A 17,936-nucleotide genomic window follows, 5' to 3' on the forward strand; every position below is an offset into this window, starting at 1 on the left:
TGCTTGTTTCTTTTGGCCGCCATCGAGCGGCCTTTTTTATTGCTGTTTGTTTCAGTTTGTAGGCAGTTTCTGAAAATGCGTCGGAAACGTCCTAATCATGCTCCGAGATATGGATTAGCAGCCTGGGATGATTCATTGTGTTTGTAGGTTGCTGAACTACACCTGAATCGAAAACGTTTTATTCGCTGTTTCAAAAAGGAACTCACAGGCTGCTGGCAGCAATGTTTTTATTGGGTTGGCAAAATGGCATGGGTTCCAGTCGTTCTTGTTGTTGTGACGGTGCGTGCCGTTACTTAATGTCTATGGAGGGGATATGGCTTCAAGCAGTTTTCAAAACGAAGTGCCCAAGGCCCGGGTCAATATCAAGCTCGATTTGCACACCGGTGGGGCACAGAAGAAAGTCGAGTTGCCGCTGAAGTTGATGGTGATGGGGGATTACAGTAATGGTAGGGAGCAGCGTCCTCTGTCTGAAAGAAGCAAGGTCGATGTAAACAAAAACAACTTCGACAGCGTGCTGGCCGAGTTCTCTCCACGCCTGACACTGGCCGTGGAAAACACCTTGGTCAATGATGGCTCCGACGCCTCCGTCAAGCTGGAATTCCAGGGCATGAAGGACTTTGAACCGGAACAGGTGGCGCGTCAGATACCGCAACTACGTGCCCTGTTGGCGATGCGTAATCTGTTGCGCGACCTCAAGTCGAACCTGTTGGACAACGCCACCTTCCGTCACGAACTGGAGCGCATCCTCAAGGATGACGCGCTGAGTGACGAGTTGAGAGCCGAATTGGCCGCTCTGGCGCCGGAACAAGATCGTTAATTCACCTCGGTTGGTTTAAAGGGAAGTTCGCACAATGTCCGTAGAAAACTCTTCCGCGCAATCGCGTGGCGCTGCAGTGCTGTCTGAAGAAAATCATACTGTATATAGTGGTTTGTTTAGCAAGATCAACCTCAGTCCGGTTGCAGAGCTGGGCGCAATCGACGTTTTTCAGAACAATGAAGCCTTGTCCGAGGCTTCCACCGATGAGCGAGTGACCGCGGCCGTCAGTGTATTCCTGAAGTTGCTCAAGCAGTCGTCGAAGAAAGTCGAGCGCCTGGATAAGACACTGTTGGATGAGCACATTGCATCGCTGGATGCGCAGATCAGCCGTCAACTGGATGCAGTCATGCACCATCCGGATTTTCAGCGCGTCGAGTCGACCTGGCGCGGCGTCAAATCGTTGATCGATCAGACCGACTTCCGCCAGAACGTGCGGATCGAACTGTTGGATCTGAGCAAGGATCACTTGATCCAGGATTTCGAAGATGCACCGGAGATCGCCCAGAGCGGGCTGTATGTGCATACCTACACCCAGGAGTACGACACTCCCGGCGGTGAGCCGATAGCGGCGGCCGTTTCCAACTATGAGTTCGATCGCGGCCCGCAGGACATTACCCTGCTGCGCAATATTTCCAAAGTTGCGGCAGCAGCGCACATGCCTTTCATTGGTGCTGTCGGCCCGGCGTTCTTCGGCAAGGAATCGATGGAAGAGGTGGCTGCGATCAAGGACATCGGCAACTACTTCGACCGCGCCGAATACATCAAGTGGAAGTCATTCCGCGACAGTGACGATGCCCGTTACATTGGCCTGACCATGCCGCGCGTGCTGGGTCGCCTGCCCTATGGCCCGGATACGATTCCGGTGCGCAGCTTCAACTACATCGAAAGCGTCAAGGGCCCTGATCACGCCAAGTATCTGTGGACCAACGCCTCGTTCGCCTTTGCGGCAAACATGGTCAAGAGCTTCATCGCCAACGGCTGGTGCGTGCAGATTCGCGGACCGCAGTCAGGCGGCGCGGTCACCGAGCTACCGATTCACTTGTACGATCTGGGCACGGGCAGCCAGGTGAAGATCCCTTCGGAAGTGATGATTCCGGAGACGCGTGAGTTCGAGTTCGCCAACCTCGGATTCATTCCATTGTCGTACTACAAGAACCGCGACTACGCCTGTTTCTTCTCGGCCAACTCGGCTCAGAAGCCGGCGCTGTATGACACGGCCGACGCCACCGCCAACAGCCGGATCAATTCACGGTTGCCCTACATCTTCCTGCTCTCGCGCATTGCGCATTATCTGAAAATGATCCAGCGCGAGAACATCGGAACGACCAAGGACCGTCGTTTACTGGAGCTGGAGTTGAACAAGTGGGTCGGTGGGCTGGTCACCGAAATGACCGATCCGGGCGACGATCTGCAGGCTTCGCACCCCTTGCGTGATGCGAGGGTGACCGTGGAAGACATCGACGACAACCCGGGCTTCTTCCGCGTCAAGCTGTACGCCGTGCCGCACTTCCAGGTGGAAGGGATGGACGTCAACCTGTCGCTGGTTTCGCAGATGCCCAAAGCGAAAGCCTGAATCAACCCCTAGAGAAACAACGTCATGAAAATCGACCGCCCCCTGTGGGCCGCGGGAGCCTTGCTGTGCCCGCAGCAATTCCAACAGCAGGCGCGCTGGGAGGCGTGGGCCAACGAGAGCCTGGCCCGTCTGTCCATGGTGCATCCCTGGGGTGTCCAGGTGGTGGGGTTTGACCCGCAAGCCCTGCGCCTGGGCAAGCTCAAGGCCACCCAGGTGCGCCTGCGCATGCCCGACGGCACCCTGATCGATACCGATCAGGTGGATCGACTGCCCTCTGCCCTGGAGTTGGCCCGCCTGCTGGCCGATGACATCCAGGGCGCCACCTTGCTCCTGGCCTTGCCGCTGGAACAGGCCAATGGCAACAACTGCCTGTTCGACGCAGCCAAGGCTGAACGGCCGACACGCTATCGCCAGGATTGGCGTGACGTCCAGGACGTTTACGCCGACGAGGTGCAATCGATCGGCGTGCTGGAGCACGCGTTGAGCCTGCGCTTTGCTCATGACGAAAACGGCGATTACCTGACCTGCCCGATTGCACGCCTGGCGCGCGACGGGCAGGGCGGCTGGAGCCTCGATCCGGATTATGTGCCGCCGCTGCTCCACTTCGCGGCTCATCCCGGCTTGCTGGCACAGCTTGATAACCTGTTGACCCAGTTGTCCGCCAAGCGGCAACGGCTGATGGGCATGCGCCGCGAGAGCAACCAGCGCATGGCCGACTTCGCCGTTGCCGATGTCTCGCTGTTCTGGCTGCTCAATGCCTTGAACACGTACCAACCGGTATTGGCCGATCTCAAGGCCTATCCTGCACGGCATCCCGAGCAGGTCTATCTGGAACTGGCCAAGTTGGCCGGCAGCCTGCTGACCTTTTCGCTGGAACACGATATCGATCAGATTCCGGCTTATCGACACGATCAGCTGGAGACCGTGTTCCCGCCATTGATGCGCCTGATTTCCACCTTGCTCGAGGCCAGCCTGCCGTCACGGGTGATTGCACTGCAACTTGAGGAGATCGGTACCAACCGCTGGCAAGTCACGATCAATGATGCGCGCCTGCGTGAGGATGACGGTGCCGACTTCTATCTGTCGGTGCGTTGCCGGATGCCGGCCGCACAGTTGCAAAGCCAGTTTCCGCGCCTGTGCAAGGTCGGTACACCAGATGCTGTCGATCACCTGGTCAACGCCGCACTGGACGGTGTTCCGCTGCAGTCACTCAGCCACGTGCCGGCCGCCATTCCGCTACGCCTGGAAAACCAGTATTTCGCCCTCGATCTCAGGCATGCCGAGGGCCAGGCCGTGCTGGCCCAAGGGGTCTGTGCCTTCTACGTTCCGAGTACGCTGGCCGACGTGAAGCTTGAACTGTTCGCGGTGCTGCGCACATGAGCCGGGTTATCTCCAACAGACAGACCGCGACGGCACCGGATATCGACGCGCTGTTGCAGGACAGCTACCTGCTGGTGGTAGAGCTGCGCCATGGGGCTTGTACGCAGAATGCCGACGAACTGTGGGCGCGTTGCGCCGGGCAGATCGAGTTCGTTCGGCAAATGCTCGAGCAGGCCGACCTGAGCCAGCGCAGCATCGACCACATCAGCCATGCCCAATGTGCATTGCTCGACGAAACCGTACTCAACTGTGCCAAAGCCGATGCCCACGCCAAATGGGCCCGCGAACCGCTGCAGGCGAAATTCTTCAATCGTCACCAGGCCGGTGTGTTTTTGTATGAAGACATGCGCGAAGTGCTGCGCGAACCGGCGCCCGATCCGCAGGTGCTGACGGCCTTCCACCGGGTACTGATGCTGGGCTTTCGAGGCCGATATCGCGAACTGAATGATCCTGAACGCGAGCAACTGCTGACAGCCTTGAATGGGCACGTCGCGCCAATGGAACTGGGCCTTGGCATAACGACGCAAGTGAGTGGCGCTAACCGCGTCGGCAGCCTGCGCTGGCTGCGATCACCGTTGCCTCACGTTCTGGCGGCGGGCCTGTTGTTCGTCGCTGTCTGGTGGGGGCTGGATCGCCTGTTGAGCGGTCTGATCACTACGCTCCTGCCCGGGGCCGCCTGAGATGGGGCCGATGGCGCTCAAGCTGACACGGGGTCTTTGGCTGTGGGCGGGTTCGCTCGCCCTTGCGCTGCTGGCGGTTGTTCCATTGACAACCTCGACCCGTGCACTCGCTGTCCTGACCGTCCTATGCTTCGTCGCCCTTGCCTGGCGTCTGGCGGGACGACGTGCGGCGGCGCTGAGGGAGTCACTGACGCTGGCCGGCCATACCGCCTTGCCGTCTGCAGCCTACCGTAAGCCGGTGGTCCTGGTGTGCGGTGATGGTCTGGCGAGTCTGTTTGGCGTAACGGCCGTTGACCACCTGGCCTTGCACCTCACTAAAGACGGTTGCTATGTGCGGGTACCCGAGCTGGAGCAGCTACCGTCGGTGACCGCTGGTTTGATGGCCCTGCGTCCGGAATGGGGCGGGCAGCTCAGCGTCATGTTCGTCGTCAACCCCGCCGAGCATACCGACGCCGCAGTGCTGGCTGGACAGATACGAGCCTTCAGTTATCAGGTAGCGCTGGTTCGCAAACGCGGCATAGCGCTGCCGCTACTGCTGGTGAGCTACCTGCAAGCCTCGCGGGGTGATGGTCCCTGGTTCAGCTGGCAGGGAGGCGAGGGCAACCCCAGCGTGCGCGCGGCGGGAGCCTGCGTCAGCCTGGCGGATTGGCAGCGGCAGTCCGCTGACAGCGCCACGCACGCCGGCCGGTTGCACACCAGCGTCCAACTGAGCAGCGTTGCGGCCTGGCTGGATGAAACGGTATTGCCACATTTCGCCCGCTGGGAAACCCGTCATTGCGTCAGCCTGCCGAGGGTCTGCGCCGTTACGCTCGTACCGGTACTGCCTCAATCAGTGGCGGGCAACCTGTGGCAACAATGGCTGCGTAACAAAGTGGCGCTGGTTGACGCCAGGCAGGCGGAGCCTGGGGAGGGCGCGCGCTTGCCGTTCCCTGATGCCTTGCTGCATCTGCTGCCGGTTAATGGACGGCGTTCCCCGTTAGGCCGTGCAAGTGTCATCGCGTCGTGGTTGTTCGCAGTGGCCGGCGTCGTCGCCCTGGCCAGCTCGGCCTGGCAGAACACCTTACTGGTGCGTCAGATCACCGATGACCTGCGGCGGTACACGTCGCTTTCCCCGACAGGCCAACGTGACCGGCCCGAATTCGCCTTGCGCGAGGAAGCGTTGGCGCAGCTGCGTCAGGACGCCACGCGTCTGGATCACTACTACCGACAAGGCGCACCACTGGCGCTGGGCCTGGGCCTGTATCGCGGTGAGCCTTTGCGCGCGCAGGTGCTGGCGACGATTGCCGGTCACCGTCATCCGACGGCTCCGATGCCAGCCGGGAGCCCAAGACCAGTGCGCCTGGACAGCCTGTCGCTGTTCGGTACCGGGAGCGCCCGGCTCAAGTCTGGTTCGACCAAGGTACTGGTCAATGCCCTGGTCGGCATCAAGGCCCAGCCTGGCTGGCTGATCGTTATTGCCGGGCATACCGATGCCACGGGCAACGCCGGGCACAACCTGCAGTTGTCCCGTGCCCGGGCGGCCGCGGTGCACGAGTGGATGCAGCGCATGGGTGACATCCCTGACAGCTGTTTTGCCGTCCAGGGGTTTGGCGCCAGCCAGCCGATTGCCAGCAATGACACCGAGGCCGGGCGCGCGGCCAACCGTCGCGTCGATATCCGTCTGGTGCCGGAAGTGGGGGCCTGCGTGCTTCCCACGCCGGGGCCGGACGTACAACCCCCTGTCGCATTCCGCGACATTCATGTTCTGAGAGAAGGAGTTTCACATGGCAATTCCGGTTTATCTGTGGCTGAAAGATGACGGCGGCGCGGACATCAAAGGTTCGGTGGATGTACAAGGGCGCGAGGGCAGCATCGAGGTGCTTGCCCTGGACCATGAAGTGTCCATCCCCACCAACGACAACACAGGCAAGTTGACAGGCACACGGGTTCACTCCCCGTTTATTTTCACCAAGGACATCGATGCCTCCTCTGTCTACCTGCTCAAGGCTGTGACCATGGGCCAGACGTTCAAGAGTGCCGAGCTCAAGTGGTATCGCATCGACGAAAATGGCCACGAAGTCGAGAACTACAGCACTTTGCTTGAGAACGTCAAGGTGGTGAATGTCGCTTCGAAAATGCACGACATCAAGGACCCCACCAAGGAAAAGCACAATCACCTGGAGGAGGTTGAGTTGCGCTACGAGAAGATCACCTGGACTTTCAAGGAGGGCAATATCAAGCATTCGGATTCCTGGAGCGAGCGCAAATCAGGTTGACCTGAAAAGCCGGCAGACGGGCTTCTGTCTGCCGGCACCCGCTGTGTTTGGCTGAGCGTCTGTTCGCGGGCGTTCATCCAACTACATCGAGTTTCAGGCTCACCACCGGCTCCATCGAACATACCGAGTATCAAGAACAAGGACGCGCCCCCATGGCACACAATTCCACCCGTTTGCTCCGCCGCCTCAACCCCTATTGCGCCCAGGCGCTGAGCGCGGCGGCTTCGCTGTGCCAGAGCCGCGGCCATGGACAGATCAGCATCGAGCACTGGCTGCTCAAGCTACTGGAGCAAGGGGAGGGCGACCTGACCCTCATCGCGCGTCGCTACGAATGGGATATGGACGCGCTCTGGCGTGGGCTGCTCGACCATCTCGACAGCCTGCCACGCAGTGTGCAGGGCAAGCCGCAGCTGTGTGGCAAGTTGCAGCAACTGATCAGGAACGCCTGGCTTCGAGCCTCCCTGGACGACAACCACGAGCATTTGCGTTCCGCGCATCTGCTCGGTGCGTTGCTGGAGACCCCCGGCCTGCTCGCGTGCGACGCCGCGTGGCCGCTGCTCAGCCTCAGTGATGTTCAATTGCAGCGTTTGTCTGTGCTGCTCGATCAACACTCCGAAGAGCGTCCGCAGGTTCAGCAAGAAGCGGCCTTGGACCAGATGGAAGTGTCTGCTGGCCAACCGATTACCCCTCCATCCAGTGCCGTCATGCAGGATGCCCTGCAAGCCGTGCTGGACAAGTTCACCCAGGACATCACCGCCAAGGCCAGGGCAGGGCAGATCGACCCGGTGTTCGGCCGTGACGATGAGATTCGACAGGTCATCGACATCCTCAGTCGCCGGCGCAAGAACAACCCGATGCTGGTCGGCGAACCCGGGGTGGGCAAGACCGCCCTGGTCGAAGGCCTGGCCTTGCGCATTGCCCAGGGCAATGTCCCGGACAGCCTCAAGCCGGTCAGCTTGCGCACCCTGGACCTGGGGCTGTTGCAAGCGGGCGCCGGGGTCAAGGGCGAGTTCGAACAACGCCTGAAAAACATCATCGACGCCGTGCAGCAATCGGCCCACCCGGTGCTGCTGTTTATCGACGAAGCCCACACCCTGATCGGTGCCGGCAATCAGGCGGGCGGTGCCGATGCGGCGAATCTGCTCAAGCCGGCCCTGGCCCGTGGGGAACTGCGCACCATCGCCGCCACCACCTGGAGCGAGTACAAACAATACTTCGAGCGCGATGCCGCCCTGGAGCGGCGCTTCCAGACCGTCAAGGTGGACGAGCCGGACGACGCCAGCGCCTGCCTCATGCTGCGGGGTCTCAAGGCGCGCTACGCCAGTCACCATGGCGTGCACATCCAGGATGCGGCGGTACAGGCCGCGGTCAGCTTGTCGCGGCGCTACCTCACCGGCCGGCAACTGCCCGACAAAGCGGTCGACCTGCTCGACACCGCCAGCGCGCGAGTGCGCATGAGCCTTGACTGTGAACCCCAGGAACTGGTCCGGCTCAAGGCTCGGCAGGCCGCCCTGGAACTGGAGCGCCAGGCCCTCGAAGAGGATCGGCAACTCGTGGGCGGCAGCGCCAGCGAGCGTTTGGCGACGATCGCTGCGCAACAGGCGGATTTGCAAGGTGAACACGCCGAGCTCGAACAGCAATACCGGCATGAACTCGACCTGACACGACAATTGCTCGATGCACGCCAGGCCGAGCCACCCCAGCCGGATATCTGCGAACAGTTGCAACGACGACTGACCGATGCCCAGGGCAACCGTCCGTTGCTGGCCCTCGATGTCTGCGCCCGCAGCGTGGCCGAAGTGATCGCCGACTGGACCGGGGTGCCGCTGGGCAGTCTGCTCAAGGACGAACACGCCAACCTGCTGGCACTGGAGCTGCAATTGAGCGAACGCGTCATTGGCCAGGAGCCTGCGTTGAATGCCCTTGCCCAACGACTGCGGGCCGCCAGGACCGGCCTGACCGAAGAAAAGGCGCCGCTGGGGGTTTTCCTGCTGGTGGGCACCAGTGGCGTCGGCAAGACCGAGACCGCCCTGGCCCTGGCCGACTGCCTGTTCGGTGGCGAGAAATCGCTCATCACCCTCAACCTTTCCGAATACCAGGAAGCCCACACCGTCAGCCAACTCAAAGGCTCGCCTCCGGGCTACGTCGGTTACGGCCAGGGCGGCGTGCTCACCGAAGCGGTGCGCCAACGGCCCTACAGCGTGGTGCTGCTCGATGAAGTGGAGAAGGCCCATCGCGATGTGATCAACCTGTTTTACCAGGTGTTCGACCGAGGCTTCATGCGTGATGGCGAAGGGCGTGAAATCGACTTCCGCAACACCGTCATTCTGATGACCTCCAACCTCGGCAGCGATCCACTGCAGGCCTGCCTGCAGCAACAACCTGACGCGCCGGACAGCACCCTGCAGGAACTGCTGCGGCCGATCCTGCGCGAGCACTTCCAGCCGGCCCTGCTGGCGCGTTTCCAGACCCTGATTTACCGCCCGCTGCAAGCCGACGCCCTCAAGGGCATCGTCGGCCTCAAGCTCGCCCGGGTGGCCAGGCGTCTGCAGCGTCACTACGGCCTGGCCTGCCAGATCGATGAAGCCCTCAACGACGCCCTGGTTGCCGCCTGCCTGCTGCCCGACTCCGGCGCGCGCAACATCGACAGCCTGCTCAACCAGCAGATCCTGCCGGTGCTCAGCCAACAGCTGCTGCAACGCCAGGCGGCCGGACAGACAACCCACGGCGTGAGCCTGGGCTACAGCGACGACTACGGCGTGACCCTGCACTTCACCGACACCCACGACGCCGGGCACCTTGCCGCGATGGAGGTGTGAAGATGTCCAGCCAACTGCCCATCTTCTTCGACCACAGCCGGCACAAACTCAGCGTCCATAACTTCGACGCGACCCTCGACGTCCTGGCCTTCCACGGCGAAGAACAGCTGAGCCAGCCATTCCACTACGTCGTCGAATTCACCTGCAGCGAACAGGACATCGCCGCCGACCAACTGCTCAACCGCGAGGCCCAGTTCAGCCTGCACCCCGTGCCGCGCAAGCTCACCTTCCTGACCAAGGACCTCAAGGTCAAACCGCTGCGCACCTTCAACGGCGTGATCACCGGCTTCAAACGCCTGTCCGGCTCCGTCGACGAAGCCCGCTACGAAATCACCCTGCAACCGCGCCTGGCACTGCTCGCCCGCGGCCAGCAATTCCGCCTCTACCAGCACCAGTCGGTGCCGCAAATCGTCGAACAGATCCTGCGCAGCCGCCACGATTTCCGGGGCGAGGATTTTTTCTTCAAGCTCACGCGGGACTACCCCAAACGCCTGCAAGTCATGCAATACGGCGAAAGCGACCTGGCTTTCATCGCCCGCCTGCTGGCCGACGTCGGCATCTGGTACCGCTTCACCAGCGACGAACGCCTGAACATCGACGTCGTCGAATTCCGTGACGATCAGCTGCATTACCAATCCGGCATCGAGCTGCCGTACCACCCACCCGCCGGACTGAGCAGCAGCGAGCAGGACGGCGTCTGGGCCTTGCAAACCCAACACCAGGTGGTGGAACGCCAGGTCAACATCCGCACCTACCAGCACCGTGACGCCCGCGCCCATCTGGACGGCGAGATCGACCACACCCGCGGCGCAACCACCACCTACGGCGAGGCCTACCACTACGCCGAACCCTACACCGCCCTCGGCGACCGCTACCAGTTCTACGAAGACCTGCCGCCGGAAACCGGCTACTTCTACGCCCGCCTGCAACACGAACGCTACCTCAACGAGCAGACCCGCCTCAGCGGCACCAGCAGCAGCGCCACCCTGGCCCCCGGCCAGAAGCTGATGATCTCCGGCGGCGCGCCCCAGGCCTTCGCCCCCGGTACGGTGATCACCCACCTCAGCACCCGCGCCGCCCGCGATGCCAGCTTCGAAGCCCGGTTCCAGGCCATCCCCTATTCGGAAAGCGTGTGCTTCCGCCCGCCGCTGCAGCCCAAGCCGCAGATCGCCGGCACCGTCCCGGCCCGGGTCAGCAACCCGCAAAAACACGACCCCTACGCCGAGATCGACGTCGAAGGGCGCTACCGCGTGCAGTTCCTGTTCGACCGCGACACCTGGAAACCCGGCCAGGAAAGCATGTGGCTACGCCTGGCCCGGCCCTACGCCGGCGACACCCACGGCCTGCATTTGCCGCTGATCGCCGGCACCGAAGTGGCGGTGGCCTTCGAACAGGGCGATCCGGATCGGCCGTATATCGCCCATGCCCTGCACGACAGCCAGCACCCGGACCACGTCACCCTGCGTGCGCGCAATTACAAACGCAATGTGCTGCGCACGCCGGCCAATAACAAGCTGCGGATGGAGGACACTCGCGGGGAAGAGCACGTCAAGCTCAGTACCGAGCACAGTGGCAAGAGCCAGCTCAATCTCGGGCATTTGGTCGATGCCGAGCAGAAAAAACGTGGTGAAGGGTTTGAATTGCGCAGCGATGGTTGGGGTGCGATTCGGGCGGGGAAGGGGTTGTTTATCAGTGCTGATGAACAGGCCCTGGCGCAGGGGCAAGTCCTGGAAATGAGCGCGGCCATCGGTCGTCTGCAACAGGCGGGTGAGCAACTGCAATCGCTCTCTGTCGATGCCCAGGCCGCCAACGCAGATCCCGCGGATGTGCAGGCACAAATGGCACTCGTGCGCGAACAACTCGACGAGCTCAAAGCCGCCGTAGTACTCCTCAGCGCTCCCAAGGGCATCGCCCTCACCAGCGGCAAACACCTGCAACTGGCGGCGCAAAAAAACCTGATGCTCAACGCGGGGGGCGAAGCCGACCTCAGTGTGGTCAAGCGCCTGTTCATGGGGGTAGGGCAAGGCCTGAGCGTTTTCGTGCGCAAGCTGGGCATCAAGCTGATCGCCAACCACGGACCGGTAAGCGTGCAAGCGCAAAACGACACGCTCGAACTGATGGCCCGTCACGGCCTGGCAATCACCAGTACCGAAGACGAAATCCACATCACGGCCAAGAAGAAAATCACCCTCAACGCCGGTGGCAGCTACATCACTCTGGACCCCTCCAGCATCGAATGCGGCACGGCAGGTGACTTCAAAATCAAGTCGGCGCAGTTCGACTACAGCGGTGCAGCCAAGCAATCGCTGGAAATACCGCCGTTAGCCCAATTGACCGAGCATAACTCCACGTCTCTGGGGCGTACGGATTTCTCCGGCTGACCCCTTTTTCGCAAAACAAGGAGCGACATTCAACATGGCCAACTTGCTTGCCCGACTTTTTGGATTTCACGACACCCGCAGTGACTCGCAGGTGGATCGACCGGTACCGCCGATCTTGCCGACGCCTGACACCCGGCCAGTTTCATTGTCTCCAGCACCCAGTAGCGACACTCTGCCACCGCTGAAAAACTGGAGCCATCCGTTCAAGGACAAAGATCCGCGCGAGGACAAACGCAACCCGCTGTTACAGCTGACCCACCTGGCCAAGGCCAAAGCAGGCTATTTCCCTTTGGGACGCAGCGGCCTCTGGCACGGTGGCGTACATTTCGACAGCGGCACCGCCGGCCTCCTGGATCAATCCAGCGTGCAGTGTCTGGCCGACGGCGAAGTGGTGGCGTACCGCATCGATACGCAGTCGCCGACCACGGCATATTTCGTCGATAAACAAACGGCTTATCTCGTCAATAAACACACTGTAGAAAAGCCGTTCTCGCGCAATTTCGTGCTGGTCCGCCATCGGCTTCAGCCACCGAAGCTCGAAGGCCGCCCGGACACGCCGCGCAGCCTGGTCTTCTACAGCCTGTACATGCACCTGCGGGATTGGTCGGTGTACCGGAAGGACGCCGCCATCGTTCGTCCGGCGTTTTGGCCCGAGAGCCCGATCCTTCGCGTCAAACAGACGGTGAACGACGTCCGTCCCGGAAACCTTGAAGAGCGTGGCCTGAACGTGCGTATCAAGGCCTGGCCGGGCCAGGTGATCGACTTCCTGCCGCGGGGCGCCGAGGTGACCGTCAGTGGCGAGGGCAGCTATCGCAAGCTGGAGAACAGCCTCGGCCCCGCCAAACTGATCAAGGCCGATGGCTCGATAGCCGGCTACCTTGCCGCCAGCCTTCTGCAACCTGTTGCCGGCAACGAGTACCGCATCACGTCGTCGGAGGAGTGGGTCAATGTTCGCGCTGATCCAAGCGTTACCAACCCGGAACTTTTAAAGCTGCCGGTGGGAGCGGTGGTCAGGGTCAGCGGTGAAGGCGAGTTTCGTAAGCTGGAACGCGTGAATCAGTATGTGCATTTCGACTCGCTGGAAGGTGCGCAGGAACCGCTGGTGTTGGATCGCGTGGTGGTGCTCGACTCGCCTGTTCCCATCAAGGCCGGCGCGTTGATCGGTCACCTCGGCCAGTACCAGGACGGCGGCGCGGATCAGCCAGAGGAAAAGCTGCACCTGGAAGTATTCAGTAACGACGACGTCGATTTATTCATCGAGGCCAGTCGCGCCTGGGCCCAGCACCTGCCGGATAAAGACAGGACCTGGCTCAAGCTCGCCAAAGGCACCGCCGTGGTGCCTCATCAAGAAAATGCCACCGCCGCCCAACTGAAAATATGGAGTGCCGCCAGCCCACGCAGTGCTGCCGACCTGTTGGTCCCCAAGAGTGTGCTGGAGGCTTTGCCGGCCGACAGAAAAATCCAGGTGAGCGCGAGCGAGAGCCATAAAGCCAGCAACTGGTATCGCCTGGATGGGCTGCTGCACGATGCTGACAACAACCTGCTCAAAGGCTGGGTGCGCGAAGAAGTCGGCGTCACGTCTTGGCTCAGTCCCTGGTCGTGGGAGGGCTATGACACTATTTTCGACTACAGCACGCCCAAACACTTGATGGCCTCGTTTCTCAGTGCCGTCGACGGTTTCACCGAAGAGCAACGCGAGCGCTTTCGTCCCTTGGCTGACAAAGACGACCAAGGGCCGATGAAAAGCCGGCTGTACGAGATCATCGACCCTAACCGCGTCGGCAAGATGACCGCCGAAGAACTGCAAGCGGCCCTTCACCTGCCGGCCCACGCGCAAGCGATCTCGCAATTGATCATCCGCAAGGAAAGCGAATGGTTTCACCAGGAGCGGAAGTGGGACGCGTTGGATGAATTGCTCGGCCATAGCGGCTCGACTCCGCACTTGAACTGGCTGGCGGAGAAGCAGCGGATCCAGCAGATGGGTTGGTGGGGTGAGGTGGCGGAGAAAGTGGGGTTGCCGTCGTGGGGGAAGGTCTTTCACTTTCATCCGGTGGGGTTAAAGGAGTGGTTCAACGCTAGTGATCGAAAAATTACTGTTGAGCTATTAGAAAAGGTTACGGGCAAATCTGGTAATTGGTTTACCGGGCGAGGGGGTGGGCGCACCTTTCTTAATGAGTTCAAGTCAAAGTATCCGCTAATATATAGATATGATAAATATGAGTTTGTTGCTCAATTGAATGATGCTCTTGAAAGATATGAAATAACAACTCCGCATCAGCAAGCACATTTTGTTTCTCAATGTTTTCATGAGTCAGCAGCCTTTGAAACGACTGTCGAGTTTGCGTCAGGCGAGCAATACGATCCTGGTAGGCATGTAAATGCTATAGCGAGTGGAAATACGGAAGTCGGTGATGGGCCAAAATATAAAGGAAAGGGGTTGATTCAACTTACTTGGAAAAACAATTATGCATCCTATTCGGATTATAGGGGGGTTGATTTTGTGCGCACTCCAAATTTAATCGCAGAGAATATGTTTGATGCCATAGACGTTTCGTGTTGGTATTGGCGGCGGAATGGGGCCGTCAGCAGGAAGTATAATGCGCGGGGTGATATTAACGTTCTGATAAATAATGAGCCTGACAATGTCGATCTTGTGACGTTGGCAGTAAATGGAGGTGACAATGGCCTGCATGAGAGAGTAAAAATATACGAGGCGATACGAAAAGAGTGGGGCTTACGTAAATGAAAGAAATGAGATCAGTGTCGATAGCTGGCTTGCTTTTGATGTTGTATTTTTTTTCATATGGGGCTAGCGCTGAGTCATCTCTACCTGCATTGCAGGTTGATCGTCTCTCACCCCTTGCCGTGTCAGTTACTTTTCAAGGGGAATCTTATCCCCTAACACTGCCTGATGGTTTTATGAAAGAGGTGGAAGGAGTATATGACGATGTTTATATTGAAGATTTAAATGGGGACGGGGTTGGGGAAGTGGTTTTTCGTATGGGTGGGGGAGGTTTGAATAATTGCTCAAAGGTATTGTATTACAAGGCTGCTGAGCGCTCCTTAGCTGAGATGGACTTTGGTGATGGACCTTTGTGTAATTTTCAGATTCGGCATGATTATATTGTAAGCTCCTTTAAAGATGGTGCGGCTTGGAAAGAAAATGTCTATCGTGTTCAAAATGGTAAAGTAAAATATTATATTTCAGATAGTTGTGTTGGGTGTGGAGAAATTAAACGGAAAACATATAATTCGGATGGCTCGTTTACACGATTGTTAGTGTCCGATGATGTTGATTTTGAGCGCAGGGTGCCATTGACTACTGACGTCTCTGCTCTTCGTGCTGAGATTTTCAATTTTCCAGAACTTTCAAAAAAAACAAGTAAATATTTGATTCAAGGAGACAGTATTACGTTGCTGGATTTTTTTAGGGGTGATGATGAAGATTGGGTTGAGTTCAGGTTTTCTGGAGTTGTTACGACTGAAGGATGGTTGAGGTGTCGGGATCTCCAATATTGCGATGGGCATTAATGTATGAAATCGTTGAGTGAGTTGTTGTCGTTGGTTGTTAATAAATGCGTGAAAAAGTGCGGTCGATCCCTATTCTCAGGTTCGGTTGTGGCAAAGTTTGCAATTGACATTTTGGCTCGTGAAAGAGATCTAGTGTTTTCCCCAATTCCTGGCCATGGCCGCCCGGTAACCGCCAAGAACCCATCCAATGTTTAAAGACAAAAATCGTCCAACCGCATCTGACAGCCCGCTATGTGATTTTATGAAAGCTGAGGTTTTGCTTGTTTCGCGCAAAGAAGATGTCGAGAAACTACATGGCGATGTGAATTGGGAAGCACGGAATGACAAATTAAAAGATATGTCCGTCGGCCTGATATGTCGAGGAGACACACTGGTGAGACGAGAAAAATCATACAGAGATTTATAGCTGAAAATGACTTGGCTGGTTTTGTTGGATCTATTTGTGCTCGTAAAACTTGGGTGTCGGTGCCGGCTAATAGCTTTGACAAACGCGCTCGTTACATGAGGGGTCAATAAGTGATACGAATTGGATTGTTGTTTCTTTTGATTGTAGTGCCGTTTGATCTTGTAAGAGCTCTACCGGCAGACTATTCAAATGCATCAGAGATAAGTTCTGGTAGAAGTGGAGGGGTACTTGCGCGCTACATAAAAACCTTTGGGGGCGACTGCCTGGTAATCGAAGTTGTAAGCGTTCAAGGGAAACTTGAAGTATTGGAAAGCATGAGTCTATGCAGTTTTGAAGGCAAGACTTTTTCAACGGGATTTGCTTACGCTGGATTCCAAGATATTACCTTTGAAAAAGATGGAATTCACTTAATTTTAAGCGTTACGCCGCTGGAGACTACGGGAGAGCTGTTACGTAAATGCTCCATACCAATCGAAAACGGGAAAATGAGACGCCTCCACTGTTCCGAGCCTTTCGAGTAACAATGAGTTAGTAAAAGAGTGTGGGGGCTGTGTAGTTAAACACGGAGTTGAGTTTCTTGAGTAGGGATAAAGCATGAAAGGCATCATTCATGTAGGTGACATAACAACTAGCGGTCGCACCATATTATCAGGTTTGGTTGTGGTGAAGTTTGCAATTGTTCGCGTGGCTCGTGAGGGAGACCCTATGCTGTACCCGATTCCTGAACATCGCCGCACGGTGATCGCCAAGGGGCCATCCAATGTTTAAAGACAAAAGTCTTCCAGTCGCATCTCACGACCAGTTTGGCGCTTGCAGTTGCGCATTGATTTTCTCCCCGATTGAAGCGAGGGCGAGTTAGTCATGCCCATCAGACTGGATAAAGTACCTGCTCCCGCGCTGCGTCCTATCCGACCTCGCTTCTGGCTTTGGTTCATCTTGCTGTTGCTGTGTTCATTGCTCGGAGTGGGAGGGACGTTATTGCTAGGCGATGAACCCTTGCGCCAAAAGCCTGTTGATTTCTGGAGTTTGGCCTTGGGCCTGCCGATCCTGGGCTGGTGTGTGCTGGGTTTCGGGCGAGTGCTATTTCACATCGGCGAACAGTCCGCTGCCGACGGCTGGGATGAGGCCCGCGAAAAAGCCATGATCCGCAAGATTCGTCAGGGTCGACGCTCGCAGCAGGTGTTGGGTGTGAGCTTGCATACCGCCCTGCAAGATTCAGTGGACGAGCCAACCGTCCAACTCGACGCTTTGTTGAGCGGCACCGAGGCGCTGAAGACGCAACCGTCGAGGGTGGACGATGCACCTGTAAGTCACAGCCGCTTTATCGAAGGCTCAGGTGAAGACCTGGAAGCGGTACTGATGAGTGTATTAGAGAAGAGGCTGGCTGACCTGGCACCGATCCTGGCGCAATTGCCTGACGATAAACCTTTGGCCCTGTTACTGGAGATCGACTGCAGGTTACCGGAGGACCAGTGGCGCCCTGCGTGGCAAAAGATATGGCGAGAGTCCGGCATCCGCCAATCGACGGTACCCGTCGAGGGCAGTGGATTGGCTGCGGTGGATCACTGGCTCGACCAGCGCATCGGCGATCAGGCCTTGTTGCTGGTGCTGGCCGTGCAGCTTGCACCGGAACAGCCCGAGGGCACGGCAGAAGTCGCCGTCGGCGTGTTGTTCGGCAATCGCCTGACGCAAACCACCTTGGCGCCGATCGCCTACCTGCACCGTCCTGAGCAGGAGCGCCAGCCTACCGACACTGATCTGCTTTACGCCACGCGTCAAGCCCTCGACTGGGTGCCGCTTGAAGCGAAGTCAATCGAGAAAGCCTGGCAGGTAGGTATCGACCCACAACGTCATGCCGCCATTGCGACCGTGTTGGCTGAAGAACCCATGTTGGTCAAGCAGGCGCCTTGCAACCTCGATGCGTTGCTGGGGCATTCCGGGAAAGCATCCCCTTGGCTGGCCATCGCGGCCGCGACGCAGACGATTGCGCGCGGCGCTGGAGCGCAATTCATTTTCAGTGGTGGTGGCCCTGCCACGGCCGGACTCTGGGGCACGGTCTTGATGCCTGTGTCAGCACTTTCTAAATAGGAATCT

At 58.5% G+C, this 17,936-nt stretch carries 15 protein-coding genes; all 15 read left to right on the forward strand.

The genetic code is table 11. The features are described from left to right. Positions 1–313: 313 nt before the first annotated feature. The 15 genes from tssB to ACA062_RS12500 all read left to right on the forward strand — a co-directional run bounded on the left by tssB (position 314) and on the right by ACA062_RS12500 (position 17,930). Entirely contained in the window at positions 314–817 is a 504-nt protein-coding gene (gene tssB, locus ACA062_RS12430) for a type VI secretion system contractile sheath small subunit (RefSeq protein WP_497456624.1), read from the forward strand. Positions 818–851: 34 nt separating this feature from the next. Further along, entirely contained in the window at positions 852–2,390 is a 1,539-nt protein-coding gene (gene tssC, locus ACA062_RS12435) for a type VI secretion system contractile sheath large subunit (protein WP_497456625.1), read from the forward strand. Between the two features lie 24 nt (positions 2,391–2,414). Continuing rightward, positions 2,415–3,770: a type VI secretion system baseplate subunit TssK gene (tssK, locus tag ACA062_RS12440; protein ID WP_497456626.1), complete on the forward strand. Its 1,356-nt coding sequence runs from the start codon at positions 2,415–2,417 to the stop codon at positions 3,768–3,770. Next, positions 3,767–4,450 (forward strand): type VI secretion system protein TssL, short form, encoded by a 684-nt coding sequence (gene tssL, locus ACA062_RS12445; RefSeq protein WP_497456627.1) that lies wholly within the window; start codon positions 3,767–3,769, stop codon positions 4,448–4,450. Before tssK ends, tssL begins: the two co-directional genes overlap by 4 nt. A gap of 10 nt (positions 4,451–4,460) precedes the next feature. Beyond that, positions 4,461–6,248 (forward strand): OmpA family protein, encoded by a 1,788-nt coding sequence (locus tag ACA062_RS12450; RefSeq protein ID WP_497456628.1) that lies wholly within the window; start codon positions 4,461–4,463, stop codon positions 6,246–6,248. Next, positions 6,214–6,705 (forward strand): Hcp family type VI secretion system effector, encoded by a 492-nt coding sequence (locus tag ACA062_RS12455; protein WP_497456629.1) that lies wholly within the window; start codon positions 6,214–6,216, stop codon positions 6,703–6,705. The genes ACA062_RS12450 and ACA062_RS12455 overlap by 35 nt, the downstream gene beginning before the upstream one ends. 152 nt (positions 6,706–6,857) lie before the next feature. Then, positions 6,858–9,524, forward strand: coding sequence for a type VI secretion system ATPase TssH (gene tssH, locus ACA062_RS12460; RefSeq protein WP_497456630.1), 2,667 nt, complete (start codon positions 6,858–6,860; stop codon positions 9,522–9,524). 2 nt (positions 9,525–9,526) lie between these two features. Next, positions 9,527–11,905 (forward strand): type VI secretion system Vgr family protein, encoded by a 2,379-nt coding sequence (locus tag ACA062_RS12465; protein WP_497456631.1) that lies wholly within the window; start codon positions 9,527–9,529, stop codon positions 11,903–11,905. A 34-nt stretch (positions 11,906–11,939) separates the two neighbouring features. Next, entirely contained in the window at positions 11,940–14,651 is a 2,712-nt protein-coding gene (locus ACA062_RS12470) for a glycoside hydrolase family 19 protein (protein WP_497456632.1), read from the forward strand. Continuing rightward, positions 14,648–15,436 carry a hypothetical protein gene (locus ACA062_RS12475; protein WP_497456633.1) on the forward strand — a complete coding sequence of 263 codons (789 nt, stop codon included), beginning with the start codon at positions 14,648–14,650 and terminating at the stop codon, positions 15,434–15,436. The genes ACA062_RS12470 and ACA062_RS12475 overlap by 4 nt, the downstream gene beginning before the upstream one ends. A 187-nt stretch (positions 15,437–15,623) precedes the next feature. Continuing rightward, the gene (locus ACA062_RS12480) at positions 15,624–15,842 is read left to right on the forward strand and encodes a DUF8812 domain-containing protein (protein WP_497457535.1); all 219 of its coding nucleotides are present in this window, start codon (positions 15,624–15,626) and stop codon (positions 15,840–15,842) included. Beyond that, positions 15,791–15,952 (forward strand): DUF8812 domain-containing protein, encoded by a 162-nt coding sequence (locus tag ACA062_RS12485; protein WP_497456634.1) that lies wholly within the window; start codon positions 15,791–15,793, stop codon positions 15,950–15,952. Before ACA062_RS12480 ends, ACA062_RS12485 begins: the two co-directional genes overlap by 52 nt. Positions 15,953–15,970: 18 nt before the next feature. Further along, entirely contained in the window at positions 15,971–16,363 is a 393-nt protein-coding gene (locus tag ACA062_RS12490; protein ID WP_497456635.1) for a hypothetical protein, read from the forward strand. A 73-nt stretch (positions 16,364–16,436) separates the two neighbouring features. Then, entirely contained in the window at positions 16,437–16,610 is a 174-nt protein-coding gene (locus ACA062_RS12495) for a hypothetical protein (RefSeq protein WP_497456636.1), read from the forward strand. A gap of 93 nt (positions 16,611–16,703) precedes the next feature. Then, positions 16,704–17,930, forward strand: a complete 1,227-nt coding sequence (locus tag ACA062_RS12500; protein WP_497456637.1) for a KPHS_23130 family T6SS system protein — start codon at positions 16,704–16,706, stop codon at positions 17,928–17,930. Positions 17,931–17,936: the final 6 nt, after the last annotated feature.

The sequence above is a fragment of the Pseudomonas sp. LBUM1679 genome, assembly GCF_059695565.1.